Below are 26102 nucleotides of genomic sequence, written 5' to 3' on the forward strand. Positions count from 1 at the left end.
AACATGGACAAGACACGACAGGCAACATTGAAAGCGCACTACCGGCAACTGCCGCCGCCGTTGGGTATCATCGCCTTGCGGCACTTGCCCAGCGGGCGCACCTTGCTCGACAGCAGCCGCAACGCGCCCGGCATGCTGAACCGGCACCGCTTCGAGCTGAACCTGGGCAAGCACCGCAACGCCCTGCTGCAGGCGGACTGGCGGCGCGATGGCGCGGCGGCATTTTCCTGCGCCGTCATCGATACGCTCAAGCTGCCCGACGACCCCGCCTTCGATGCGGACGCCGAACTGGGCGCCTTGCTGGACTTGCACCGCGCACAGTGGCTGGAGCAAGGCCAGCCGCTGTATTGAGCGGCATTGCTTTACACTTGCGCACTCAAGCATTTCGCAACGGATAAAATGGACGCCATGAACGATCACACTCTCCCGTCGCCGGACGCCGATGGCGCGCTGGACTTTTGCCTGCGCCTGGCGCGCGCCCAGGCGCTCATCGTGCGCCGCTTCGACAGCGCCCTGGGCAATTTGCATGGCCTGAGCTTCAGCGACTATCAATTGCTGTACCAGCTGCAGCGCGCGCCCGGTGCGCGCCTGCGCCGCATCGACCTGGCCGAGCGCCTGGCGTTGACGGCCTCCGGCGTCACGCGCTCCTTGATGCCACTGGAAAAGATCGGCCTGGTGGCGCGCCAGGCCGATGCGCGCGACGCCCGCGTCGGCTATGCCGTGCTGACTGCCGCCGGCCAGGAATTGCTGGGACATGCGAGCGCCACCGCGCAGGCGGTGGGGCGCGAATTGCTGCAGGATGCGCCGGCAGAACAGCTGGGAGCGCTTTCAGCCCTCCTGGGCCGGCTGGCCGGCTGACGACGCTACACCAGCGCCAGCCTGCGCAGGCGCCGCGTCGACGGCCAGTGTTCCACGCCCGCTTCGGCGCGGATGGCGGCGCAGCCCGCCAACACCCGCTCGATGGCCGCCCCGTCGAGCCCCGCATTGAGGGTCAGGCGCACGAGGGCGCGGTTCTTCGCCGTTGCCGGGGCGCAAAACATGGCGCCGTAAATGCCTTGCCGTTCCAGCGCCTGGCGCAGGACCAGGGTGGCCGGTTCGCCGCCCGCTTCCAGCGCCACGATCTGCTCCGTGCCATCGCTGACGTTGTAGCCCAGTTCGCGCAAGCCTTCGCGCACCTGCAGCGTATGGCGTTGCAGGGTGGCGCGCCGCTCGTCGGCGGCCATGATGAAATCGAGCGCCGCGCCCAGCCACGCCAGCTCGTGGGCCAGCAAACAGGAACTGAAGATGGCGGGGCGCGATTCTGACAAGAAGTACCCCTTGAAGCGGCTGGAACAGCTGATGAAACCGGCGCGGCCCGCGAAGGCCTTGGCCAGCGACGCCGTGCGGAAATGCACGCGGTGGCCCAGTCCCCACGCCTCCACCAGGCCCGCGCCCTGCGGGCCATGCGTGCCCAGCGAGTGCGACTCGTCGACCACCACCACGCAGTCGCTGCGCTCGGCGATGTCGAGCAATTCCAGCAGCGGCGCCAGGCTGCCGTTGGTGCTGTACAGGGCGTCGACGACGATCACCCCGCGGCCATGCTTTTCCACTTGCCGCCGCAAGTGCGTCATGTCGTTGTGCAGGAAGGGCACGGCCTGGGCCTGCGCCGACAGCACGCCTTCCCACAGCGAGGCGTGGGCCTGCATGTCGAGGTAGACGGGAATGCCGGGGCTGGCGATGCACTGGATCAGCCCGACGTTGGCCGCCATGCCGGATTGCGCCAGGATGCCATCCTCGCTGCCCATGAAGCGGGCCAGCCGGCTTTCCAGCCGGTGCTGTTCGCTGCCTTCCTGCAAGTACACGGCCGACATCAGCATGCCCCCCGCATTCGCCTGCAGGGACGCCACCTGGGCCGCCACCAGCGCCGGCTCGGCGGCGATGGACAGGTAGTCATTGCCGGCCAGGAAAATGGCATGGGCTGGTGTCGGTTGCCAGGCATGGGGATGCTGGCCGCCCAGCAGCTTTTCGATGCGCGTGACGTGGTGCGCATCCATGCGCCGCACGATGTAGTCTGGCAAGCAGTGTTCTGCGCGGACGAAGGATGGGGCGTGCAAGCTGGTAGCGATGGTCATGAGTTTTCTCCTGGGGAAAGGTTTGCTGCGACTTAAAGCCTTGACCGTCTCGCGAACCCATCCATTGACGTATATCAATGTCCGATGAGATACCCGTTCAACCAAGAAAATTTACGCGATGATAATGTTCTGAAGAGAATCAAGGCAGAGTCATGACGCAGCAATTGCAAGGACGATGGACACACTGGCGCAGGCGCCTGCTCCATTCGCTGCTGCATGAACGCATGCCCCATGAAAACCTGGCAGGCAGGGTCGCCATGCTGGCCGCCGTGGGCACGGTGGCGATGCCGCTGTACTACCTGCTGTGGAATTACTTTTTTCCGCAAGCCTATGAAAACCTGACCTTGCGCCTGACGGGCGTGGGCATCTGCGCGGTCGGCCTGTTTGCGCGCCACTTCTCGGCCCGCTGGCTGTCGCGCTACCTGCTGTTCGCGCTCAGCTACATCCTGCCCTTCTTCTTTACCTTCATGTTTCTGATGAACCACGCGTCGTCCATCTGGAGCGAATCGCTGCTGATCGGCCTGGTCGTGCTGTTTCATTTCGAAACGAAGCTGGCTTGCCGCGCCTACCTGATCGGCACCAGCACCGCCTGCCTGGCCGTCATCCTGCAGGGGGAAGGCGACTTCCTGCTGCAGCGTGAAGTGCTGCAGCAACTGCCCGTGCACTGGTTCACCATAGCCGCGCTGTCCGTGGTGAAAGTGGGCAGCAAGGTGCTGGAACTGGAACGGCTGGCCGGCCTGTCGGCCGGGCTCGGTTCCGTGGCGCACGAGCTACGCACGCCGCTGACGAGCGTGGAAGCCAATGTGCGGGGCATGCGCCGGCTGCTGCCGCAACTGGCCGATCAGGCGCACGACTTGCCGCCGCTGCAGGAAGCCCTGTCGCGCATCCAGTTCGAAGTGCGCCACATGCAGCACATGATCGATTTGTTCCTGATGAGCGCCAGCGCCGTGAACCGCAACCTGCAGCCCAGCCAGGCGCTGTCGATGCTGGCGATGGTGAATTCCGTGCTGAAGCGCTACCCATTCACCGGCAACAGCCAGCGCAGCCGCGTCAAGGTGGACGTGCGCGCCGACTTCCAGTTCGCCGGCCAGGACGAACTGTGCGTGGTGATCCTGCTGAACCTGCTGAGGAACGCGCTGAAAGCCATCCAGCGGGCCGGCAAGGGCCGCGTGCGCATCATCATCGACGGCGCCCGCCCCGTGCCCAGGCTGCTGTTCATCGACACGGGCTGCGGCATCGCGAAAAACCGCCTGCCGCTGATCTTCGAGCGTTTTTATTCGTATCCCGTACACAACGGCAGCGGCATCGGCCTGGCCCTGTGCCGGCAGATCATCACGGCCTGGCAGGCGCGCATCCGCTGCGTGTCGCGCGAGCATGCGTATGCGATTTTCATCCTGGAATTTCCCCAGCCCCTGCCTGCCCGCTTACAACCCTCTTCCCCCGCAAGGTGATGCATGCAACTGCCCGTCTACTCCCATCCGACCCTGACCGTATTGATCGATGACAGCGATTCCTTCCTGAAAAGCCTGGCGTTCCAGCTCGATCCCGCGCTGGCGCGCCTGACCTTTCATGACACCAGCAGCGCGCTGCACTGGCTGCGCCACAGCACGCAGCCGGGCGAGACGCCGCTGCACGTCAATTTCGACACGCAAAACCTGCCGCGTGACCAGCGCAACGTGGCGCTCGACCTCGAACGCATCTGGCGCATCAGCGGCCAGGCGCAACGCTTTGCCGTGCCCTCCGTGCTGGTGGTCGACTATTCGATGCCGCAGATGAATGGCCTGGAATTCTGCCAGGCCGTGCGTGACTTGCCGTGCAAGAAGATTTTATTTACGGGCGCGGCCGATGAAAAAGTGGCCGTGACGGCCTTCAACCGGGGCTTGATCGACCGCTACGTCAAGAAGAGCGACGACGATGCGCTCGATATCCTGGAACAGGAAATCGTTTCCCTGCAACGCGAATTCTTCCTGCAGCAGTCGGACACCGTGCGCGACTTGCTATTGCTGCACGACTATAGTTTCCTGCAAGACGAAGCCATGGCCGCCGTCGTGCAGGAGCTGTGCCGGCGCCATGGCTTTGTCGAGTTCTATATTTTCCCGAATCCCTGCGGCATCCTGTTTTTCACGCGCGACGGCCAGGCCCGCCTGATGATCATCGAGACGGAACGCAGCCTGCACACGCAGTACGAAATGGCGCGCGACAGCGACGCGCCCGAGTCCCTGCTGCTGGCCTTGCTGGAAATGCGCGTGATCCCGTACTTTTCCGATGCCGACAGCGACGGCATGTATGCGGCGCACATCGGCGAAAACTGGTTCCGCTATTGCGCCGCACCCACCATCTGCCTGGGACGCGAAACCTACTTCTGGGCCCTGTTCGACGTGCCGCCGCACCAGCTGGGGCAGCCAGTCATGTCCTACGCACAATTTTTACGCGCGCAGGCGGACGACAGCGTGGGAGCCTAGCTTTCCCGCAAGGTTTGCAGCGGCGGATGTTTCAGCACATTGCGCAAGCCCAGCCAGCCGCCGGCGATCGCGCACAGGGCGCCGGCCAGCAAGCCAAAGGCCCATACGCCGGGCGCGAAGCTCCAGGCAAACTTGAACTGGTACGTGGCCAGCGCCCAGCCCATGGCCGCCGCGCCCGAGGCCGCCAACAGGCCGGCCAGCGCGCCGACGAGGGAAAACTCGATCAGCTGCGCCTGCGCCAGCTGGCGCCGCGTGGCGCCCAGCGCGCGCAGCAGGCCCGCTTCGCGCGTGCGCTCGTCCTGCGAACCCATCAAGGCCGCATACAGCACCAGCAAGCCCGAGGCCAAGGTAAAGGCAAAGAGGAATTCGACGGCCGTCACCACCTGGTCCAGCACGCCCTGGATTTGCTTGAGCACGCCGCCCACGTCGACCACCGTCAGGTTCGGGTAGTCGCGCAGCAAGGCATTGCCCAGGTCGGCCTGCGCGGGCGGCAGGTGAAACGCCGTGATCCACGTCTGCGGCGTGTCCGCCATGGCGGCCGGATTGATGATGACAAAGAAATTGACGCGCATCGAACCCCATTCCAGCTTGCGCAAACTCGTGATGGCCGCTTCCACGGGCTGGCCGGCGATGTCGAAGCGCAGCTTGTCGCCCAGCTTCAGCTTCAGGGTCTTGGCGATGCCTTCTTCCACCGACGCCTCGGCTGGCGCGCCCGGCGCATTGCCGAACCACTTGCCGGCTACCAGCTTGTTTTCTTCCTGCATCGTGGCCATCGTCGACAGGTTGAATTCGCGGTCGGCCAGGCCCTTGGCGCGGTCGTCCTCGTAGGTGGTTTCCGTGATGGCGTTGCCGTTCACGGCCACCAGGCGCCCCCGTATCATCGGATACAAGGGCGCATTGGCCACGCCGGCCTGGGCCAGGCGCGCGGCGATGGGGTCTTTCTGTTCCGGCAGGATATTGATCATGAAGCGGTTCGGCGCGTCCGGCGGCGTGGCGTTACGCCAGGCCACCATCAAGTCGCCGCGCACTACCGTCAGCAGCAGCAAGGCCATCAGGCCCAAGGCCAGGGACACCACCTGGATGACGGTGGCGCCCGGGCGGCGCTGCAGGGACGTGACGGCGAAGCGCCAGCCCTGGTGGTTGAAGGCGCCGCGCAGGGTTTTCAGCGAGCGGATGCCCAGCCAGCCGGCCAGGCCGAACAGGGCGAAGCCGCCCAGGAAGCCGGCCGCCGTCAGCAGGGCCAGTTTCACGTCGCCCGCTTGCCACAACAGCAGCACGACGAAGGCGGCGATGCCCAGGCCGTAGGTGGCCAGGGCCAGCGCCTGCGGCGGCTCCTGCTCGCGGCGGATCACGCGGTTATGGGGGACATTGCGCAACTGCAAAATCGGCGGCAGGGCAAAGCCGAGCAGCAACAGCATGCCGGTGGCCACGCCTTGCAGGGCGGGCAGCATGGACACGGGCGGCAAGTCGCTCTGCACCAGCTTGCCCAGCAGTTCCAGCAGCACCAGGTGGCCGCCGAAACCCACCATCACGCCGACCACGCTGCCGGCCAGGCCGACCAATAAAAATTCGATCACGTACATGGCCGTGACCTGGTTTTGCGTCAGCCCCAGGCAGCGCAGCATGGCGCAGGCGTCCAGGTGGCGCAGCATAAAGCGGCGCGCCGCCATGGCCACGGCGACGGCCGCCAGCATGGCCGACAGCAAGCCGACGAGGGACAGAAAACGGTCGGCGCGGTCCAGCGTCGATTGCATCTGCGGGCTGCCCGATTCCAGCGATTCGATGCGCACGCCTTTGATGGCTTGCGTCTTGATCTGGCTTTCCAGCCAGGCTTGATATTGCGCAAGCTCGCCCGCCTTGGCGGGCGGCGCCGACAACAGCAAGCGGTACGACACGCGCGAGCCGTTCTGCACCAGCGCCGTGGCGGCCAGGTCGCTCAAGGGCAGCATCACGCGGGGAGCGAAGTTGAGGAAGGACGCGCCTCGGTCCGGCTCGCTGGCGATCAGTTGCGTGACGGTAAACGCCTTGTCGCCCAGCGTCAGCGTATCGCCGAGCTTTGCATTCAGGCTGGACAGGATGGCCGCATCGACCCACAGGGTGCCGGGCGCCGGCACCTGGTCCGTTGGCCGTCCCACGGCATCCTGCGCCTCGCTGGTGCTGGTCGTGATTTTCAGCTTGCCCCGCTGCGGGTAGCCGGGCGAGACGGCCTTGATGGAGGCCAGTTGCGACAGCGATTGCTCGCCCTCGCCCGCCTGCGCCATGCTGGGAAACGTCACCGTGTCGGCCAGGATGAAGCCGCGCTTCTGCGCCTCCGCGCGCCAGGCCGCATTGACGGGCTGGTCGGCGCTGATGACCAGGTCGGCCCCCAGCAGCTGGTGCGCGTCGCGGTTCAAGCCCGCGCGCAGGCGGTCGACGAAGAAGCCGACGGCCGACAGGGCCGCCACGGCGACGATCAGCGCGACGAGCAGGAAACGCAGTTGCCCGGCGCGCCAGTCGCGGCCGGTCATTTTCAGGGAGAGGCGGAACATGGGCGGCGGGTCTTTATAGAGTTACTGCGCGCTGCCGTGGGCTGCGGCGTGCTGCGCGAAATACGCATCGACGGTAGCGAGGAAGGCGTCTTTCTGCGCCTGCGGCAGGAAGGCGGCGATGAAACCGTTGCGCGCCAGGCGTTGCGCGTGGGACAGGCCCAGCGGCAGCGCATCGAAGATGGCGTCGAAATTGTCGTTCATGTAGCCGCCGAAATACGCGGGATCGTCCGAGTTCACCGTCACCAGCAAGCCCGCCTCGAGCAATTGCACCAGGTTATGGTCATGCATCTGGTCGAACACGCGCAGCTTGGTGTTCGACAGGGGGCAGACGGTCAGGGCGATCTGTTCGCGCGCCAGGCGGGCCGTCAAGTCCGCGTCTTCCAGGCAGCGCACGCCGTGGTCGATGCGTTCGACCTGCAAGTCGTCGAGCGCCGTGCGGATGTAGGCCGGCGGGCCTTCCTCGCCCGCGTGGGCCACCAGGTGCAGGCCCAGTTCGCGGCAGCGGGCAAACACGCGCGAGAATTTCTCGGGCGGATTGCCCACTTCCGAGGAATCGAGGCCGATGCCGATGAATTTATCGCGGTGCGGCAAGGCGTCTTCCAGGGTCTCGAACGCCTCTTTCTCGCTCAAGTGGCGCAGGAAGCACAGGATCAGGGCGGCGCTGACGGGGCTGTCCTGGCAGGCGCGGTGGATGCCGTTGATCACGTCGGCAATGGGCACGCCGCGCGCCGTGTGGGTTTGCGGGTCGAAGAAGATTTCCGTGTGCAGCACGTTATCGGCTTCGGCGCGGCGCAGGTAGGCTTGCGTCATGTCATAGAAATCCTGCTCTTTCAAGAGCACGCTTGCGCCAGCGTAATAAATGTCGAGAAAAGACTGTAAATCCGTAAAAGCATAGGCGCTGCGCAAGTGTTCCACCGATTCATAGCCCAGAGGCACGCCATTGCGCTCTGCCAGTGCGAAAATCAGTTCTGGCTCCAGCGAGCCTTCGATATGGATATGCAGTTCGGCCTTCGGCATGCCGCGGACGATCGCGCGCAATTGGGGGTTCATCATGGGTGTTCCTTATAGGGTGACGATAAAAATGCTGGCTCGCGCACGCGCACGCGCTGCGCGCAGGGCCATCAGACATGCAGGCATCTTAGCGCAAGATGGCCAGCCTCACCGGCGCCAGGCCGCCATGGCGCAGGCTGCGGCAGCGCCATGGCCGGCTCCGGCACGCGCTGGCGAATTGTCGTATGATGGTTTAAAAGGTATACAAAAGTTCATTGGAACCGATGAAAAATTTGATGATTTATCCAATTAAATCAACAATTTACAAACAAGTATTAAGGATATGCCGACATATCTTTTGACTTCCTGATCCTTTAGAGCAATAATAAATTTCATGGGGTAATGGTAGGTGCAGCAAGCGCTATCAACAGTGAAAAAAAAGCCGGCTGGCCACGTCAGCACACGGCATCAAGCGCCAGTTTTTTGGTCCGGGCAATCCGGACTCGCAAAGACAGCCGGGCTTGAAACAACAATAAAAATCGATACGGGGTACAGGAAAAGTTCAAGCGGCAAGCCCAGGCGAGTGCCAGGCGGGCGGCCATGGTGACTGGCAGTACGGGTTTACATTAAAGGACATTGACATGACCATTTTTGATAACTATGCAGCACGCTACGAGCGCACCCGCGAAGAGGAAATGTCGCTCACCGACTACCTGGCCCTGTGCAAGAAGGACAAGCTGACGTACGCCAGCGCGCCCGAACGCATGCTGGCCGCCATCGGCGAGCCGCAGCTGGTCGACACGCGCAACGACACGCGCTTGTCGCGCATCTTCGCCAACAAGATCATCAAGATCTACCCCGCCTTCCGCGAGTTCTACGGCACCGAGGAGGTGATCGAGCAAGTCGTCTCGTACTTCCGCCACGCGGCGCAAGGCCTGGAAGAGCGCAAGCAGATCCTGTATCTGCTGGGGCCCGTCGGCGGCGGCAAGTCGTCCATCGCGGAAAAACTCAAGTCGCTGATGGAACACGTGCCCTTCTATTGCCTGAAAGGTTCGCCCGTCAACGAATCGCCGCTGGGCCTGTTCAACGAGGAAGAGGACGGCACCATCCTGGAAGAGGATTACGGCATCCCGCGCCGCTACCTGCGCAACATCCCCAGCCCGTGGGCCGTGAAACGCCTGCATGAATACAATGGCGATATCAACCAGTTCCGCGTCGTCAAGCGCTATCCATCCGTGCTGAAACAGATCGCCATCTCGAAAACGGAGCCGGGCGACGAAAACAACCAGGATATTTCCTCGCTGGTGGGCAAGGTCGACATCCGCAAGCTGGAAGACTATGCGCAGGACGATCCGGACGCCTACAGCTATTCGGGCGGCCTGTGCCTGGCCAACCAGGGCTTGATGGAATTCGTGGAAATGTTCAAGGCGCCCATCAAGGTCTTGCATCCGCTGCTGACGGCCACGCAGGAAGGCAACTACAAGGGCACGGAAGGCTTCGGCGCGATTCCGTTCGACGGCATCATCCTGGCCCACTCGAACGAGTCGGAATGGAAGACGTTCAAGAACAACCGCAACAACGAGGCGTTTCTTGACCGTATCTATATAGTCAAGGTGCCGTATTGCCTGCGCGTGTCCGATGAAATCAAGATCTACGACAAGCTGGTGGCCAATTCCTCGCTCGTCAAGGCCCCGTGCGCGCCCGGCACCCTGCGCATGATGGCGCAGTTCGCCATCCTGTCGCGCCTGAAAGACCCGGAAAACTCCAGCATCTTCTCGAAGATGCTCGTCTACGATGGCGAAAACCTCAAGGATACGGACCCGAAAGCCAAGTCCATGCACGAATACGTCGATTACGCGGGCGTGGACGAAGGCATGAACGGCTTGTCGACGCGCTTTGCCTTCAAGATCCTGTCAAAAGTGTTCAACTTTGACAATTCCGAAGTGGCTGCCAATCCCGTGCATCTATTATATGTACTGGAGCAGCAGGTCGAGCGCGAGCAGTTCGCGCCGGAACTGGAGCAGCGCTACTTCTCCTATATAAAAGAGCACCTGGCGCAGCGCTACGTGGAATTCATCGGCAAGGAGATCCAGACGGCTTACCTGGAAAGCTATTCGGAATACGGGCAGAACATCTTCGACCGCTACGTGACGTTTGCCGATTTCTGGATACAGGACCAGGAATACCGCGATCCGGACACGGGCGAAAGCTTCGACCGCGAATCGCTGAACAATGAACTCGAGAAGATCGAGAAACCGGCGGGCATTTCCAATCCGAAGGATTTCCGCAATGAAATCGTGAACTTCGGCTTGCGCGCGCGGGCCTCGAACGGCGGCAAGAATCCCGCCTGGACCAGTTATGAAAAGTTCCGCACCGTCATTGAAAAGAAAATGTTTTCGAATACGGAGGAATTGCTGCCCGTGATTTCCTTCAATGCCAAGGCCAGCGCCGACGATGCCAACAAGCACGCCGACTTCGTGGCCCGCATGGTGGAAAAAGGCTATACGGCCAAGCAGGTACGCCTGTTATGCGAATGGTACTTGCGCGTGCGCAAGTCATCCTAGCGCGGACAGCGGAGGCGCGCTCCCGCCCGAGGGCTGGCGGGGCGCGCAAGACGAGAAGCAAGGAGGCACCCTTTGACATATCTCATCGACAGGCGCTTGCAAAGCAAGAATAAATCCGCCGTCAACCGCGAGCGTTTCCTGCGGCGTTACAAGGGCCAGATCAAGGATGCCGTGGGGCGCGCCATCAAGGGGCGCTCGATCACGGACGTCGAGAATGGCGAGAAGGTCAGCATCCCCGTCAAGGACGTGGGCGAACCGTCGTTCGGCCACGCGCATGGCGGCGTATGGGAAGTGGTCAATCCCGGCAACAAGGAATACCTGAAAGGCGACCAGATCGCGCGGCCGAAAGGCGGCGGCGGCGCCGGGCGGGGCAAGGCGGGCAATAGCGACGAGACGACGGAAGACGACTTCATCTTCGAATTGTCGCGCGAAGAATTCATGAATTACTTCTTCGAAGACCTGGAATTGCCGCACATGGTGAAAACCCAGCTGACGGCCACCACGGAATTCAAGAACCAGCGCGCCGGCTACAATATGTCGGGCACGCCATCGAACATCCACGTGCTGCGTTCCCTGCGCGGCGCGCTGGGACGGCGCATCGCCGTCGGCGGCGGCGCCCGCAAGCAGCTGGCGCAGGCCGAGGAAGACCTGGCCGAACTGCTGCACGAAGGCGCGCCCGACAGCGACCCGCTCGTCACGGAACTGCGCCGTTTGATCCACCACCTGCATACGCGCCTGCTGGCCATCCCCTTCATCGACCCGTTCGACTTGCGCTACAGCAACCGCATCAAGGTACCCAAGCCGATGACGCAAGCCGTCATGTTCTGCATCATGGACGTATCCGGTTCCATGGACGAGTCGCGCAAGGACACGGCCAAGCGCTTCTTCATCCTGCTGTATCTGTTCCTCAAGCGCGCCTACGACAAGATCGAGGTCGTCTTCATCCGCCATCATACGGCGGCGGCCGAAGTGGACGAGCATGAATTCTTCAATTCGCGCGAGTCGGGCGGCACCGTCGTGTCCTCCGCGCTGCACTTGCTCAACACCATCATCGACGAACGCTATGGCGCCGGGCAATGGAACAGCTATGTGGCGCAGGCATCCGACGGCGACAACTGGGACAACGATTCCGTGCTGTGCCGGCAATTGCTTATTAATACCATCATGCCCAAGGTGCAGTACTACACCTATGTCGAGATCACGGACGGCCCGCAGCAAAACCTGTGGGAGCAATACGCGGGCGTGCTCGACCATCACGCCCATTTCGCCATGCAAAAGATCGTCACGCCGGCCGATATCTACCCGGTCTTCCGCGAACTGTTCAAGAAACAGGTGAAATGATGAGTGCAGCCTTTGACCGCGCCAGCAACACCCCGGGCGAACCGTTCGCGCGCCTGCGCCATCCGAACGCCCTGCCCGAGCAGTCGGAATGGACGTTCGAACTGATCGAGCAAATCCACGAGGAAATCCGCCGCGTGGCGAAACAGTTTGGCCTCGACACCTATCCAAACCAGCTGGAAATCATCACGGCCGAGCAGATGATGGATGCCTACACCTCGGTGGGCATGCCCGTTTCCTACAACCACTGGTCGTTCGGCAAGCATTTTTTATCGACCGAGAAAAGCTACAAGCGGGGGCAGATGGGCCTGGCCTACGAGATCGTCATCAACTCGAACCCGTGCATCGCCTATTTAATGGAGGAAAACAGCCTGACCATGCAATCGCTGGTGATCGCGCATGCGGCCTACGGCCACAACTCCTTTTTTAAAGGCAATTACCTGTTCCGCGCCTGGACGGATGCGGACGCCATCATCGACTATATGGTGTTTGCCAAGAATTACATCGCCGAATGCGAACAGCGCCATGGCGTTGACGCCGTGGAATTGCTGCTCGACTCGTGCCATGCCATCCAGAACTATGGCGTGGACCGCTACAAGCGCCCGGCGAAACTGTCGATGGCGAAGGAATATGCGCGCCAGAAAGAGCGCGAAGCCTATGTGCAGTCGCAGATCAACCAGCTGTGGCGCACCCTGCCCCGCCGCGAGGATGAGGAGGAAGAGGAAGACCAGCGCAAGGCCGCGCCCCGCTTTCCGCCCGAACCCGAGGAAAACCTGCTGTACTTCATCGAAAAGTATGCGCCGCTGCTGGAACCGTGGCAGCGCGAGATGGTGCGCATCGTGCGCAAGATTTCCCAGTACTTCTATCCGCAGCGGCAAACCCAGGTCATGAACGAGGGCTGGGCCACCTTCTGGCATTACACGATATTGAACCAGTTGTATGACGAAGGCGTGGTGGGCGACGGCTTCATGATGGAATTTCTGAAAAGCCATACCAACGTGGTCTACCAGCCGCCCATCGACAGCCCGTATTACAGCGGCATCAACCCGTATGCGCTGGGTTTTGCCATGATGAGCGACATCCGCCGCATCTGCGAGCACCCGACCGACGAAGACCGCGCCTGGTTCCCCGACATGGCCGGCAGCGACTGGCGCAAGAGCCTGGACTTTGCCATGCGCAATTTCAAGGATGAAAGCTTCATCGCCCAGTACCTGTCGCCGCGGCTGATCCGCGAATTCCACTTCTTTACCGTGCTCGACGACGACAAGAATGAAAAACTGGCCATTTCCGCCATCCACGACGATGCCGGCTACCGCTACGTGCGCCAGCAACTGGCGGAACAGTACAACCTGGGCAACCGCGAGCCGAATATCCAGGTCTGGTCCGTCAACACGCGCGACGACCGCGCCCTGACCCTGCGCCACACGCAATTCCAGCGCCGCCCGCTGAACCAGCAGGCGGCCGAGGTGCTCAAGCACGTGGCACGGCTGTGGGGCTTCGATGTGCACCTCGATACGGTCGACCCGCAGGGGGCGGTACTGGGCACCTTGAATTGCCGGCGCGAGAAGCGCAACCGGCGCGATGACCCGGTTGCCAAGCCATGAAATGATTTGTTGATAATAATCAATAGCAAGAATATAAGCGCTTCCTATGCCTATATAGGAATTCAGTATGGCCTGACGGCCTCGAAACGGCTGTCAGGAGCGCCTTTTTTGACCTGGGTGAAGTGCGTTCCGCACCCGTTTGGTGCGCGCGACGGGCTAAGTGGTCTGGTTCCGAGGCAAAACATTTCCAAAAAGAAAGATTTTTCTCCAAATTTAGCAGTTTCCATATTGGATATCACGAAATATAATTCCGCCAGATCGACACATCGGAGAACTTAGCAGCGGTCGCCCAAAACGGCTGTAAAAAACCGATAAGACCGCCTTTTTTTATGTCCGAAAGCGTGCAAAGATGACATAAGCAAGTACGTTTTCAGGGCGCAAAAGCGCCAAAAATTTAACCGGTTTTAGGCGTTAAAAATCTGTGTAAAATAAAGAATTCGTATGTATAATTCGGCGACGTCCCGGATACGGCTGGAGCTTTGTGTCGTCATTTTGGGGTTCAGTTGCAAGACAAGAGATGGTATTTGGAGAAAGCAGGCATGAATTTTTCGAACGAGAAAAGTCCCAAGAACTACACAGGCATCACTATCGTTGTCCTGCTGCACGTTCTCGCGGCTTACGGGATCGTGACGGGCTTGGGCAAGCGGTTGGTCACCAAAATGATGGAACCGGTTGAAACCAAGATTATCGAGGAAGTCAAACCGCCTCCACCGAAGGATCTTCCACCGCCACCACCGCCGCCAGAAATGAAGGCACCACCGCCGCCATTCATTCCGCCAGTCGAGGTGAACGTGCAGCAGCCGCCACCACAGCAGAACGTGATTGCAAATGCGACTGCCGTGAAGCCAGCCACGAATGTATTGGCACCGCCATCGCCGCCTGCACAGCCTGCGCCAACTCCTGGACCAGCCAAATCGGTGCGTACACCGGCCGTGGTTGACTTCAGCGTCTGCGAAAAACCGGCTTATCCAAAGTCGTCGCAGCGTAACGAGGAAACCGGTGTGGTGACACTGTCGTTCCTGATCGGTGTAGACGGCAAGGTCGCTGATTCGAAGATCGTGAAGTCCAGCGGCTTCAGGGACCTGGACAAAGCCGCGGTGCAAGGTATCAGCCGCTGTACATTTAAGCCGGCAACAGTTGACGGCAAGCCGGAACAAGGCTGGCAGCAAATGCAATACGTTTGGTCGCTGGATTAAAACCCGAGACAGTTATCCCCTGTCTCACACTATGATTTCGTTGTCATTACGTTCAGCGATCTGTTATTTTTAATTTTGGAGGAAGCATGTTTAAGAATACCCGTTTGTCCGCATTTTTTGCCGCGGTTCTGTTGTCCGTTACCGCTACTACCGCTCTGGTAGCAGCTCCGGCATTCGCTGACGCGCCAGCATCGGCTGCCGCTTCGGCTCCTGCGGCAGACGCTGCACCAGCACCAGTTGCTGCAGATGCCGCCGCTCCAGCAGCAGACGCAGCAGCAGCTCCAGCCGCTGATGCAGCCGCTCCAGCCAAAACCGAAGAAGTACACAACCCGTTCGGCCTGCAAGCAGTGTGGGACGGCGGCTTCGTGCCACGCGCCACCCTGATCATCATGGTCATCATGTCGATCGGTACCTGGTACATCATCATCACCAAGCTGATCGATCAAATGAAGATCTTCAAGCAAGCTAAAGAAGCCGCTGCCAAATTCTGGAAAGCTCCTTCGATCGCTGCTGGTTCGGCAACCCTGGAAGAAGGTTCGCCATTCCGCTTCATCGCTGAATCGGGCACCAAGGCAACCGCTCACCATGACGGCGCCCTGCTGGAACAAATCGATCTGTCGACCTGGGTGACGATGTCGATCCAGCGCGCTTCGGACAAAGTCCAATCGCGTCTGCAAGATGGCCTGTCGTTCCTGGCAACCGTTGGTTCGACCGCACCGTTTATCGGTCTGTTCGGTACCGTTTGGGGTATCTACAACGCACTGACCGCTATCGGCATGACCGGTAACGCATCGATCGACAAAGTTGCAGGTCCAGTTGGTGAAGCACTGATCATGACCGCTTTCGGTCTGCTGGTCGCTGTTCCTGCCGTTCTGGGTTACAACTGGTTGGTTCGTCGTAACAAAACCGCAATGGAAGACATCCGCTCGTTCAGCGCCGACGTTCACTCGGTTCTGGTTTCCGGCGTAATGTCCACCAGCGAAGCTGGCCGTGCTGCCGGCGCTAAAAAGATCGGATAAGTCATGTCGATGTCCGTCGGCTCCGACAGCGGAGATCAAGATCAAGTAATGTCAGAAATCAACACGACGCCGCTCGTCGACATCATGTTGGTTTTGCTGATCATTTTCTTGATCACCAGTCCAGTTGTCCTCAAGCTGCAGAAAATCGATCTGCCGATCGAGGCCAACCAAGCCCTTCAAACCAAGCCGCAAAACGTTAACATCGTTGTTAACAAGGATGGCGAGATTTACCTGGGCCAGACCAGACTGAGAGACACGAACGAATTGTTCGATTATCTTAAAGTTGAAGCAGTGAAAGTACCGCAGCCGGAAGTACACGTTCGTGGCGACCAAGAAACACGCTACGAATCGATCGGCCGGGTTATTTACACGACCCAACGTGCCGGGATCCAGAAGGTCGGCTTCATCACCGAACCACCTGACAAGGGCTGATAGCGACTGACAGCGGCGTCCCGGCAACATGGGGGCGCCACTGAAGGAAGCTTGCCGGGCGGCAGTTTCGCCCGGTGCTTCGTTGGACTTCTTAAAGGAAACACTATGAGTATGAATGTCGGTTCGGGAAGCGCAGCAGGCGCGGATCCGGAACCAATGATGGAACTGAACATGACGCCCCTCATCGACGTGATGCTGGTGCTGATTATCATGTTGATCATCACGATTCCTAAGCAAAACCACTCGGTGAACCTGAACATGCCGGTCGGCACCCCGCCGCCACCGACAACCGAACCAGTGGTCGTCACGATCGATGTCGATTTTGATGGCACTATCTTGTGGGACAATCAGGTCGTACCTGATCGTAATACGCTGGAAGCCAAGCTGAGCAACGTTGCTGCGCAAGCAGATCAGCCAGAAGTGCATCTGCGTCCTAACAAGCTGGTGGAATACAAAGTCGTCGCCGGTGTGATGGCGTCGGCGCAGCGTCTGGGCGTGACCAAAATCGGTCTGGTCGGCAACGAGCAATTCCAGTAAGCTGCAGCAATCAGGTTATCTTTACATCCGAATAGGCAGGACTTCCTGCCTATTCGCTTTTTACTGAAAGACTTTCTCATGTCCAAGTTTCGTCTCGCTCATCTCGGCCTCGTCATGGCCGCTATCGGTTTTACCGCAGCAACTCCCGTAATCGGCCTGGGCTCGCTGGCATATGCCGCGGACACCGTGCGTGCCGAAGTGGGCAAGCCATTGCAAGAAGCGCAAAAACTCGCTGGCAGCGGCAAAAACAAGGAAGCACTGGCCAAGCTGCGCGAAGCTGACAGCGTCGGCGGCAAGACCGCCTTTGAAAGCTACCAGATCGAACGCGTGCGCGCCTCGGCTGCCGCCGCCGCTGGCGACAACGGCACCGCCATCAAGGCTTTTGAAGCCGTCATCAATTCCGGCCGCCTGAGCGCCGCCGAAGCCCCCAAATTCACACAAGCGCTGGCAGGCATGTACTACCGCGCCAAGGATTGGCCAAACACCATCACCTGGATCAAACGCTCGCTGAAAGACCGCGAAGATCCACAGATGCGCGAACTGCTGATCCAGACCTACTACGTCAGCGGCAACTTCGCCGAAGCGGCAAAAGAACTGCAAGCGCGTGGCGGCAACTCGGAAGCGAGCCTGCAAATGCTGGCCAACATCCAGTTGAAGCAAAACGACAAGGGCGGCTACGTTGCCACCCTGGAAAAACTGGCATCGAGCTATCCGAAAACCAGCTACTGGGCCGACCTGCTGAACCGCGTTTCGGGCAAACCTGGCTTCTCGCAACGCCTGGGCCTGGATGTCCAGCGCCTGCGCCTGGCCAACGGCCTGTTCAGCAAACCTTCCGAATACATGGAAATCAGCCAGCTGGCCCTGCAAGCAGGCAATCCTGGCGAAGCGCTGAGCATCATCGAGCAAGGCTACAAGAAAGGCGTGCTGGGTACCGGCGCCGATGCGCCACGTCACCAGCGTCTGAAAGACCTGGCCCTGAAAACCCAGGCTGACCTGAAAGCCAACGCGGCCAAGTCGGAAGCGGAATACACCAAGAACAAGGACGCCGACAGCTTGAGCAAGCTGGGCTTCGCCCTGGTCTACGATGGCCAGGCCGAAAAGGGTCTGGGCTTGATGAACGACGCCGTGAAACTGGGCACCGCCAAGTATGCGGAAGAAGCCAAGCTGCATCTGGGCATCGCCTACATCCACGCCGGCAAGAAGTCCAACGCCACGACGGCACTCAAAGCCGTCAAGGGCACGGATGGCGCGGCTGACCTGGCCCGCTACTGGACCTTGATGAATAAGTAATTAACATCGAACCCAAGCTACTGCGCGTCGCGCTTTGCAGCCTGTGATGCTCACCGTACTACAGTACGGTTGCGCTTCTCGGCAACAAATCACTGCCGCTCGCTACGCTTGGCTTCGACGTTGAGAGTGCATTGAATCAATACTAAAGCGTTGCCAGCATACCCGCCGGCAACGCTTTTTATCATTTCAGCAGTGAAATTCGCCCTGCGTCCACCCTGCCGGGTGTGCATCCCCGAAACAGTCCGTATAATCCCCCTTTTGGCACAGTTTTTCATCAGATTCCTATGAAGGTATTCCGCGGACTTCCCAATGCCCAGGCACGAGCGCCTTGCGCTCTGACCATCGGCAATTTTGACGGTGTCCACATCGGCCATCAAGCCTTGCTGGCGCGCGTGCGCGGCGCGGCGACCGAACTCGGCATTGAAGCGGCCGTGATGACGTTCGAACCGCACCCGCGCGAATTCTTCGCGCAGCGCGCGGGCGACCTGTCCAAGGCCCCGCAGCGCATCGCCAACTTGCGCGACAAGCTGCAATCGCTGGATGACGCCGGCATCGACCGTGTCGTCGTCGAGCACTTCAGCGCCCAGTTCGCCGCCTTGACGCCGCAGGAATTCACGGAAAAAGTCCTCGTCGACGGCTTGCACGTGAAATGGCTGATGGTCGGCGACGACTTTTGCTATGGCGCCCGGCGCGCCGGCGACGTGGCCATGCTGCAGGAAGCGGGCCGCAAATATGGTTTCCATGTAGAAACATTGCCTACCGTGATGAACGGCAGCACGCGCATCTCGTCGTCCGCCGTGCGCCTGGCGCTGGCCGCCGGCGATTTCCCGCTGGCCACGCAGCTGCTGGGCCATCCGTACGCCATTTCCGGCCATGTCATCCACGGCCAGAAACTGGGCCGCACCCTCGGTTTCCCCACCCTGAACCTGCGCGTGGCGCACCGTCCCGCCCTGTCCGGCGTCTTCATCGTGCAAGTGCACGGCCTGGCGCCGCAGCCGCTGCCGGCCGTGGCCAGCCTCGGCGTGCGCCCCACCGTCGACGACAGCGGCCGCGTCTTGCTGGAAGTGCATCTGTTTGATTTCAATCAATCCTGCTACGGCAAGCTGGTGCGCGTGGAATTCCTGGAAAAGCTGCGCGACGAAGAAAAGTACGACGACTTGCCCACCCTGACGGCCGCCATCGAGCGCGACTCGAACCAGGCGCGCGCCTATTTTGAGCAGCGCAGCGGCGCCATTACCGCCACCGACCGAATTTGACGCCGGCCAACTCCGCCGCCTGGCGGCACTTGCCGTCGCAAACCCGCTGCAAAAATATACTCCATACCATTAAAGAAGATTATGTCCGATCAAAACAAGCCAGCCACGCCCAAGCAGAACAAGAAGCCTGAAAGCAAATACCCGGTCAACATGACGGAAACCCCGTTCCCGATGCGCGGCGACATGGCCAAGCGCGAGCCGCAATGGGTACAGCAATGGCAAGACAAGAAAATCTACGAGCGCGTGCGCAAGGCTGCCGCCGGCCGTCCGAAATTCATCCTGCATGACGGCCCGCCGTACGCGAATGGCGATATCCACCTGGGCCACGCAGTCAACAAGATCCTGAAGGACATGGTCGTCAAGTCGCGCTCGCTGGCCGGCTTCGACGCGCCGTATGTACCGGGCTGGGATTGCCACGGCATGCCGATCGAGATCCAGATCGAAAAACTGCACGGCAAGAACCTGCCGACGGCGGAAGTGCTGGAAAAGGCACGCGCCTACGCCAATGTGCAGGTCGAGCGCCAGAAAAAGGATTTCATCCGCCTGGGCGTGCTGGGCGAGTGGGACAACCCGTACCTGACCATGGCGCACGGCAATGAAGCCGACGAATTGCGCGCGCTGGGCAAGCTGCTGGAAAAAGGCTATGTGTACCGCGGCTTGAAGCCCGTCAACTGGTGCTTCGACTGCCAGTCGGCGCTGGCCGAGGCGGAAGTGGAATACGCGGAAAAACGCGATCCCGCCATCGACGTCGGATTCAAGTTCGCCGAGCCGGAAAAACTGGCGGCCGCCTTCGGCCTGCCTTCCCTGCCGACCGATAACGGTTTCATCGTCATCTGGACCACCACGCCGTGGACCATCCCGTCGAACCAGGCGCTGAACGTGCACCCGGAAGTCAAATACGCGCTGGTGAAAGCCGAGCGCGATGGCCAGCCGCTGCTGCTGATCCTGGCGCAAGACCTGGTCGTCGCCAGCCTGGCGCGCTTCAAGCTCGATGGCACGACCATCGCCACCTGCGACGGCGCGGCCCTGGCCGGCATCAGCTTCCGCCACCCGCTGCATGCGGCCGATGCCTTCTATGACCGTCTGTCGCCCTTGTACCTGGCCGAATACGTGACCACGGAAAGCGGCACGGGCGTGGTGCACTCGGCGCCAGCCTACGGCCTGGACGACTTCATCTCGTGCAAGGCGCACGGCATGAAGGACGACGACATCATCAAGCCCGTCATGGGCGACGGCAAGTTCGCCTCGACCCTGCCCCTGTTCGGCGGCATGACCATCTGGGAAGCGTCGAAGCCGATCTGCAACGCCCTGCGCGAAGCCGGTGCGCTGTTCGAAGTCAAGATGTTCGACCACAGCTACATGCATTGCTGGCGCCATAAGACGCCGATCATCTACCGCGCCACCTCGCAGTGGTTCGCCGGCATGGACGTGACGCCGAAGGACGGCGGCGCGACCTTGCGCGAAACGGCCTTGAAAGGCATCGCCGACACCGAGTTCTTCCCCGACTGGGGCCAGGCGCGCCTGCACGGCATGATCGCCAACCGTCCCGACTGGACCCTGTCGCGCCAGCGCCAGTGGGGCGTGCCGATGGCCTTCATCGTGCACAAGGAAACGGGCGACCTGCATCCGCGCACGCCGGAACTGCTGGAGCAAGTGGCCAAGCTGATCGAAAAAGGCGGCATCGAGGCATGGCAGGCGCTGGACCTGGCTGACCTGATCGGCGACGAAGCGGCCATCTACGCGAAGAACAAGGACACGCTGGACGTGTGGTTCGATTCCGGCGCCACGCACCAGACGGTGCTGGGCGGCCCGCAAGCGCACGGTTCGCACTCGACGCAGCTGCAATTCCCGGCCGACCTGTACCTGGAAGGCTCGGACCAGCATCGCGGCTGGTTCCACTCGTCGCTGCTCGTGTCGTCGATGCTCAATGGCCGTCCGCCATATAAAGCGCTGCTGACGCACGGCTTCACGGTCGATGGCGAAGGCAAGAAGATGTCGAAGTCGCTGGGTAACACGCTGGCGCCGCAAAAGATCTCGGACACCCTGGGCGCGGACATCCTGCGCCTGTGGATCGCCTCGACCGACTACACGGGCGAACTGTCGATCTCCGACGAAATCCTGAAACGCGTGACGGAATCGTACCGCCGCATCCGCAACACCCTGCGCTTCCTGCTGGCGAACACCTCGGACTTCAATCCGGCCACGGACGCCGTGCCGGTGGCCGAGATGTTCGAAATCGACCGCTATGCGCTGGCCAACATGGCCTCGCTGCAAACGCAGATCGAGAACAACTACGCGCGCTACGAATTCCATCCGGTCGTGTCGAAGCTGCAGACGTACTGCTCGGAAGACCTGGGCGGCTTCTACCTGGACATCCTGAAGGACCGCCTGTACACCTCCGGCCTGACGTCGCACGCGCGCCGTTCGGCGCAGACGGCCCTGTGGCACATCACGCAAAGCCTGCTGCGCCTGATGGCCCCTGCCCTGTCGTTCACGGCCGAGGAAGCGTGGGCCGTCTTCGCCGGCAGCGAAGCGTATGCCGCCAGCGACGAAACCATCTTCACGCAAACCTGGTGGCAGCTGCCGGAAGTGGCGGATGCGGCAGACCTGCTGGAGAAATACACGGCCCTGCGCGCCGTGCGCACGGACGTGACGAAACAGCTGGAAGACTTGCGCACCTCGGGCGCCATCGGTTCGTCGCTGCAGGCGGAGCTGACGATCAAGGCCGCGCCGATGAAGTACAAGCTGTTGACGACCCTGGGCGACGACTTGAAGTTCGTCTTCATCACCTCGCAGGCAAGCGTGGCCGAAGTGGCCGACGAAGCGGCCGAGGAAGTGGTCGTGGCCGCGTCGACGGCGCCGAAGTGCGAGCGCTGCTGGCACTACCGCAGCGACGTGGGCACGGACGCCGCGCATGCCACCCTGTGCGGCCGCTGCGTCAGCAACCTGTTTGGCAAGGGCGAAGTTCGCCGCTTCGCCTAAACAACGGCGTCAAAATCTGCTGCGCGTCGCGATTTGCGGCCTGCGATGCTCACCGTACTAGAGTACGGTTGCGCTTCTCGGCCACAAATCGCTGCCGCTCGCTACGATTTTGCCCGCCGTTGTATGCTATCCGTCCAACCGCCGCCTGCTGCCAGGCGGCGGCTTTATCTTCCCTGGAAAAATATGGCCACCAAAAACCGTTTTTCATCGAAACCGCAATCGCCGCTGACGCTGTGGCTGGGCATTGCCGCCATCGTCATCCTGTTCGACCAGATCACCAAGATCACGATCCTGAAAACCTTCCGCTATGCGCAGGAAATGGTCATCACCTCGTATTTCAACCTGGTGCTCGCGTATAACAAGGGCGCCGCATTCAGCTTCCTGTCCGACCAGGGCGGCTGGCAGCGCTATTTCTTCACCGGCATCGCCCTGGCGGCCGCCATCTACATCATCTACCTGCTGAAAAAGCACGCGGGCCAGCGCATGTTCTGCTGGGCCCTGTCGCTGATCCTCGGCGGCGCGCTGGGCAACGCCATCGACCGCCTGATGTACGGCCACGTGGTCGATTTCCTCGACTTCCACTGGAAAAGCTGGGGCCATTTCCCCGCTTTCAATATCGCCGACAGCGCCATCTGCATCGGCGCGGCCCTGTTCATCATCGATGAACTGCGCCGGGTAAACAAATAAACACGCAGGAGAACGTCATGGAACTGTCCGGCAAAAAAATCGTCCTGGGACTCTCGGGCGGCGTCGCCTGCTACAAGGCGGCCGAATTGTGCCGCGCGCTGACCAAGGCAGGCGCCTCGGTGCAAGTGGTGATGACGGATGCGGCCAGCCACTTCATCACGGCCGTCACGATGCAGGCCCTGTCCGGCCACCCCGTGCACACGAGCCAGTGGGATGCGCGCATAGCCAACAACATGGCGCATATCGATTTGACGCGCCATGCGGACGCGATTTTGATCGCGCCGTGTTCGGCCGACTTCATGCGCAAGCTGGCGCACGGCGTGTGCGACGACCTGCTGTCGACCCTGTGCCTGGCCCGTCCATCCCACCTGCCCCTGCTGGTGGCGCCGGCCATGAACGTGGAAATGTGGCAAAACCCCGCCACGCAACGCAATGTGCAGCAGCTGCGCGACGACGGCATCAAGCTGTTCGGCCCGGCCGCCGGCGAACAGGCGTGCGGCGAAACGGGGCTGGGCCGCATGCTGGAACCGGAACAGCTGCTGACGGAGCTGATCGCCGCCTTCCAGCCGAAGGTATTGGCGGGCAAGCGCGTGCTGGTCACGGCCGGCCCCACGTTCGAAGCCATCGACCCCGTGCGCGGCATCACCAATCTGTCCTCGGGCAAGATGGGCTATGCGGTGGCGCGCGCGGCGCGCGAAGCGGGCGCCGAGGTGCTGCTCATTTCCGGCCCCACGGCCCTGGACGCCCCCTTCGGCGTGCGCCGCATCGACGTGCAAAGCGCGCAGCAGATGCACGATGCGGTACTCGCCCACGTCGACGGCCAGCATGTCTTCGTCGCCGTGGCCGCCGTGGCCGACTGGCGCGTGGCCAACGCCAGCGAACAAAAGATGAAAAAGCAGGCCGACGGCTCCGTGCCCGAACTGCAGTTCGCGCAAAATCCCGACATCCTGGCCACCGTGGCGGCGCGCACCAACCTGGCCGGCTATCCGTACTGCGTCGGTTTTGCCGCCGAATCGGAAAACCTGGTGGAATTCGGCTCGACCAAGCGCGAAAAGAAGGGCATCCCCTTGCTGGTCGGCAATATCGGCCAGAACACCTTTGGCCAGGACGACAACACCATCATCCTGTTCGACGAGGAAGGCCATACCGTACTGCCGCGCGCCTCGAAACTGAACCTGGCGCGCCAGCTGATTTCGGAAATCTCGAAGCGGCTGGCCAAGAATTCGCTGCTCAAATAACCTTTTACACGACTTAGCTTAGTTAGTTAGATTAATGAAAAATATCGACATCAAGATCCTCGACGCCCGCATGAAAGAAATGCTGCCAGCCTACGCCACACCCGGCAGCGCCGGCCTGGACCTGCGCGCCTGCATCGACGAGGCGATCACCATCGAAGCCGGCCAGACCGTGCTCATTCCCACGGGCCTGGCCATCCACATCGGCGACCCGTCGTATGCGGCCATGATCCTGCCGCGCAGCGGCATGGGCCACAAAAACGGCATCGTCTTGGGGAATCTGGTAGGCTTGATCGACTCCGATTACCAGGGCCAGCTGATGGTATCGACCTGGAACCGGGGCCAGAGCGCTTTCACGCTCAATCCCATGGAACGCCTGGCGCAACTGATTATCGTGCCCGTGCTGCAAGTGGGCTTTAACGTCGTCGAGGAATTCGGCGACAGCGAACGCGGTGTTGGCGGTTTCGGCAGCACCGGCAAACATTAAGGATTTTCTCATGCCAGGTTTCCGCCATCTGATCACAGCCCCAACTTCGCTGCGCCAACTGGCCACTCCCCTCCTGCTGGCCAGTGCGGCCATCCTCGCCGGCTGCACCACGCCGGCGACGCATGTCAGCGGCCCGTTCAACGTGGTGCCGGCGCCCGATGCGCCCGCCCCGACGGCGCAGCAAAAGGCGGCGCAGGAAGAACTGGTGAAGATGGTGGCCCTGCAGGACCGCCTGTCGAAAGTCTCGGCGCCCCTGCTGATCAACAATGCGGACCTGTGCAAGACGTATGCGCGCAACTTGCTGGGCTTCACGGCGCAGAACAAGTATTCCTACCCCGGCATCTATGCCGACGCGGCGCAGGCGGCCCTCGGCTACGGCGAACAGATGCAGGTCTCCGGCGTCTTGCCGGGCAGCGGCGCCGCGCGCGCCGGCTTGCGCAAGGGCGACGGCTTGCTGGCCGCCGAAGGCAAGCCGCTGCCGGCCGGCCCAAAGGCGGAAGGCCCGTTTGGCGCCATCGTCGGCCCGCTGGCCTCGAAAAGCGCGAACCTGAACATGACCATCGCCCGCGACGGCCAGCAGCAGGACCTGAAGATTCCCGTCACGCGCGCCTGCGCCTTCCGCGTCGCCCTGGGCAATGCGGACAATATCAACGCCTACTCGGACGGCGCGCGCATCATGCTCACGCGCGGCATGGTCAATGCGGCGCAAAACGACGAAGGCATCGCCTTTGTCATCGCCCGCGAAATGGCGCACAACATCCTCGACCACGCGCGCAGCCAGCGCACGGCAGGGACGGCCGGCAGCATCATCGACAGCCTGGGCGCCGTGCAGCCCGACGTGTCGATGCTGACAGGCGCCGCCGGCATCAAGGCCATGCCGCAGGAACTCGACGTGCAAGCCGACACCCTGGCCATCTACCTGCTGGCGCGCGCAGGCTACAACGTCGACAACGCGGCCCGCTTCTGGCAGCGCCTGGCCACGCAAGTGCCGGCCACGGTCGCCAACGGCTACACGGCCCTGCATCCGGGTACCAACTCGCGCATGGCCGCCGTCAACCGCGCCGTCATCGACGTGCGCGCCAAGCAGGCGGCGAAGAAACCGCTGAAGCCTTAGAACGCCTGCCATAACCTACTGCGCGTCGCGCTTTGCGGTCTGCGATGCTCACTGTGCTCAATCCTGATCAAACAGGGTTTGCTCAGGCCCCCGGGAAGTTGGGGAAGTAGGTGCCCATGATCCAGGTCAGGGCACCGCAGAACACCACGGCTAGGAACAGGACAATGAGCAGCTTGCCGAACTTGGGAATACCCTCTTCTTGCGTCTTGACTTCATTTGACATGAAAATTCTCCGCAGGGTGGTGGAACAGGTAGTATATCCACAATCTT

22 protein-coding genes are annotated in these 26102 nt (G+C 61.4%); 18 read left to right on the plus strand and 4 right to left on the minus strand.

The window, feature by feature from the left end:
- The first annotated feature begins 3 nt into the window (after positions 1-3).
- On the plus strand, positions 4-351 hold the full coding sequence (locus OX460_RS11235) for a GIY-YIG nuclease family protein (RefSeq protein WP_289898667.1): 348 nt from the start codon (positions 4-6) through the stop codon (positions 349-351).
- Between the two features lie 57 nt (positions 352-408).
- Entirely contained in the window at positions 409-858 is a 450-nt protein-coding gene (locus tag OX460_RS11240) for a MarR family winged helix-turn-helix transcriptional regulator (protein WP_099668394.1), read from the plus strand.
- A 5-nt stretch (positions 859-863) separates the two neighbouring features.
- Here OX460_RS11240 and cqsA read toward each other — a convergent pair whose 3' ends face one another.
- On the minus strand, positions 864-2111 hold the full coding sequence (gene cqsA / locus OX460_RS11245; protein WP_289898668.1) for an alpha-hydroxyketone-type quorum-sensing autoinducer synthase: 1248 nt from the start codon (positions 2109-2111) through the stop codon (positions 864-866).
- A 224-nt stretch (positions 2112-2335) separates the two neighbouring features.
- Here cqsA and OX460_RS11250 point away from each other — a divergent pair, with 224 nt between their 5' ends.
- On the plus strand, positions 2336-3562 hold the full coding sequence (locus tag OX460_RS11250) for a HAMP domain-containing sensor histidine kinase (protein ID WP_289898669.1): 1227 nt from the start codon (positions 2336-2338) through the stop codon (positions 3560-3562).
- A 3-nt stretch (positions 3563-3565) separates the two neighbouring features.
- Positions 3566-4573 (plus strand): response regulator, encoded by a 1008-nt coding sequence (locus OX460_RS11255; protein ID WP_099666832.1) that lies wholly within the window; start codon positions 3566-3568, stop codon positions 4571-4573.
- Here the strand turns inward: OX460_RS11255 and OX460_RS11260 are convergent.
- Together OX460_RS11260 and OX460_RS11265 are read right to left on the minus strand one after the other, a co-directional pair.
- Positions 4570-7101 (minus strand): FtsX-like permease family protein, encoded by a 2532-nt coding sequence (locus tag OX460_RS11260; protein ID WP_289898670.1) that lies wholly within the window; start codon positions 7099-7101, stop codon positions 4570-4572. The two genes, OX460_RS11255 and OX460_RS11260, sit on opposite strands and share 4 nt — an antisense overlap.
- Positions 7102-7122: 21 nt before the next feature.
- Positions 7123-8154 (minus strand): adenosine deaminase, encoded by a 1032-nt coding sequence (locus OX460_RS11265; RefSeq protein WP_289898671.1) that lies wholly within the window; start codon positions 8152-8154, stop codon positions 7123-7125.
- Between the two features lie 578 nt (positions 8155-8732).
- Here OX460_RS11265 and OX460_RS11270 point away from each other — a divergent pair.
- The 14 genes from OX460_RS11270 to OX460_RS11335 all read left to right on the plus strand — a co-directional run bounded on the left by OX460_RS11270 (position 8733) and on the right by OX460_RS11335 (position 25832).
- The gene (locus tag OX460_RS11270) at positions 8733-10655 is read left to right on the plus strand and encodes a PrkA family serine protein kinase (RefSeq protein ID WP_099666829.1); all 1923 of its coding nucleotides are present in this window, start codon (positions 8733-8735) and stop codon (positions 10653-10655) included.
- A 72-nt stretch (positions 10656-10727) separates the two neighbouring features.
- Positions 10728-11996: a YeaH/YhbH family protein gene (locus OX460_RS11275; protein WP_077407911.1), complete on the plus strand. Its 1269-nt coding sequence runs from the start codon at positions 10728-10730 to the stop codon at positions 11994-11996.
- On the plus strand, positions 11996-13597 hold the full coding sequence (locus OX460_RS11280; RefSeq protein WP_099666828.1) for a SpoVR family protein: 1602 nt from the start codon (positions 11996-11998) through the stop codon (positions 13595-13597). The genes OX460_RS11275 and OX460_RS11280 overlap by 1 nt, the downstream gene beginning before the upstream one ends.
- 539 nt (positions 13598-14136) lie before the next feature.
- Positions 14137-14793, plus strand: a complete 657-nt coding sequence (locus OX460_RS11285) for an energy transducer TonB (RefSeq protein ID WP_099377981.1) — start codon at positions 14137-14139, stop codon at positions 14791-14793.
- Between the two features lie 86 nt (positions 14794-14879).
- Positions 14880-15812 (plus strand): MotA/TolQ/ExbB proton channel family protein, encoded by a 933-nt coding sequence (locus OX460_RS11290; protein WP_199534342.1) that lies wholly within the window; start codon positions 14880-14882, stop codon positions 15810-15812.
- Between the two features lie 3 nt (positions 15813-15815).
- Positions 15816-16244 carry a biopolymer transporter ExbD gene (locus OX460_RS11295; RefSeq protein ID WP_077407915.1) on the plus strand — a complete coding sequence of 143 codons (429 nt, stop codon included), beginning with the start codon at positions 15816-15818 and terminating at the stop codon, positions 16242-16244.
- 105 nt (positions 16245-16349) lie between these two features.
- Complete coding sequence (locus tag OX460_RS11300; RefSeq protein ID WP_170840419.1) at positions 16350-16781, plus strand: biopolymer transporter ExbD; 432 nt, start codon at positions 16350-16352, stop codon at positions 16779-16781.
- Between the two features lie 78 nt (positions 16782-16859).
- Positions 16860-18071, plus strand: a complete 1212-nt coding sequence (locus tag OX460_RS11305; RefSeq protein ID WP_099666826.1) for a hypothetical protein — start codon at positions 16860-16862, stop codon at positions 18069-18071.
- 284 nt (positions 18072-18355) lie between these two features.
- On the plus strand, positions 18356-19327 hold the full coding sequence (locus OX460_RS11310; RefSeq protein WP_077407919.1) for a bifunctional riboflavin kinase/FAD synthetase: 972 nt from the start codon (positions 18356-18358) through the stop codon (positions 19325-19327).
- Positions 19328-19408: 81 nt separating this feature from the next.
- Positions 19409-22309 carry an isoleucine--tRNA ligase gene (gene ileS / locus OX460_RS11315; protein WP_289898672.1) on the plus strand — a complete coding sequence of 967 codons (2901 nt, stop codon included), beginning with the start codon at positions 19409-19411 and terminating at the stop codon, positions 22307-22309.
- A gap of 183 nt (positions 22310-22492) precedes the next feature.
- The gene (gene lspA / locus OX460_RS11320; protein WP_077407922.1) at positions 22493-22996 is read left to right on the plus strand and encodes a signal peptidase II; all 504 of its coding nucleotides are present in this window, start codon (positions 22493-22495) and stop codon (positions 22994-22996) included.
- Between the two features lie 17 nt (positions 22997-23013).
- Positions 23014-24234 carry a bifunctional phosphopantothenoylcysteine decarboxylase/phosphopantothenate--cysteine ligase CoaBC gene (coaBC, locus tag OX460_RS11325; protein WP_099666824.1) on the plus strand — a complete coding sequence of 407 codons (1221 nt, stop codon included), beginning with the start codon at positions 23014-23016 and terminating at the stop codon, positions 24232-24234.
- A gap of 34 nt (positions 24235-24268) precedes the next feature.
- On the plus strand, positions 24269-24718 hold the full coding sequence (gene dut, locus OX460_RS11330) for a dUTP diphosphatase (protein ID WP_099666823.1): 450 nt from the start codon (positions 24269-24271) through the stop codon (positions 24716-24718).
- A gap of 10 nt (positions 24719-24728) precedes the next feature.
- On the plus strand, positions 24729-25832 hold the full coding sequence (locus tag OX460_RS11335) for a M48 family metallopeptidase (protein WP_251350694.1): 1104 nt from the start codon (positions 24729-24731) through the stop codon (positions 25830-25832).
- 82 nt (positions 25833-25914) lie between these two features.
- On the opposite strand, the gene OX460_RS11340 is transcribed toward OX460_RS11335, so the two are convergent.
- Complete coding sequence (locus OX460_RS11340) at positions 25915-26055, minus strand: hypothetical protein (RefSeq protein WP_162835767.1); 141 nt, start codon at positions 26053-26055, stop codon at positions 25915-25917.
- Positions 26056-26102 lie beyond the last annotated feature (47 nt).

This window comes from Janthinobacterium sp. SUN033 (genome assembly GCF_030397595.1).
GTDB lineage: Bacteria > Pseudomonadota > Gammaproteobacteria > Burkholderiales > Burkholderiaceae_D > Janthinobacterium > Janthinobacterium kumbetense.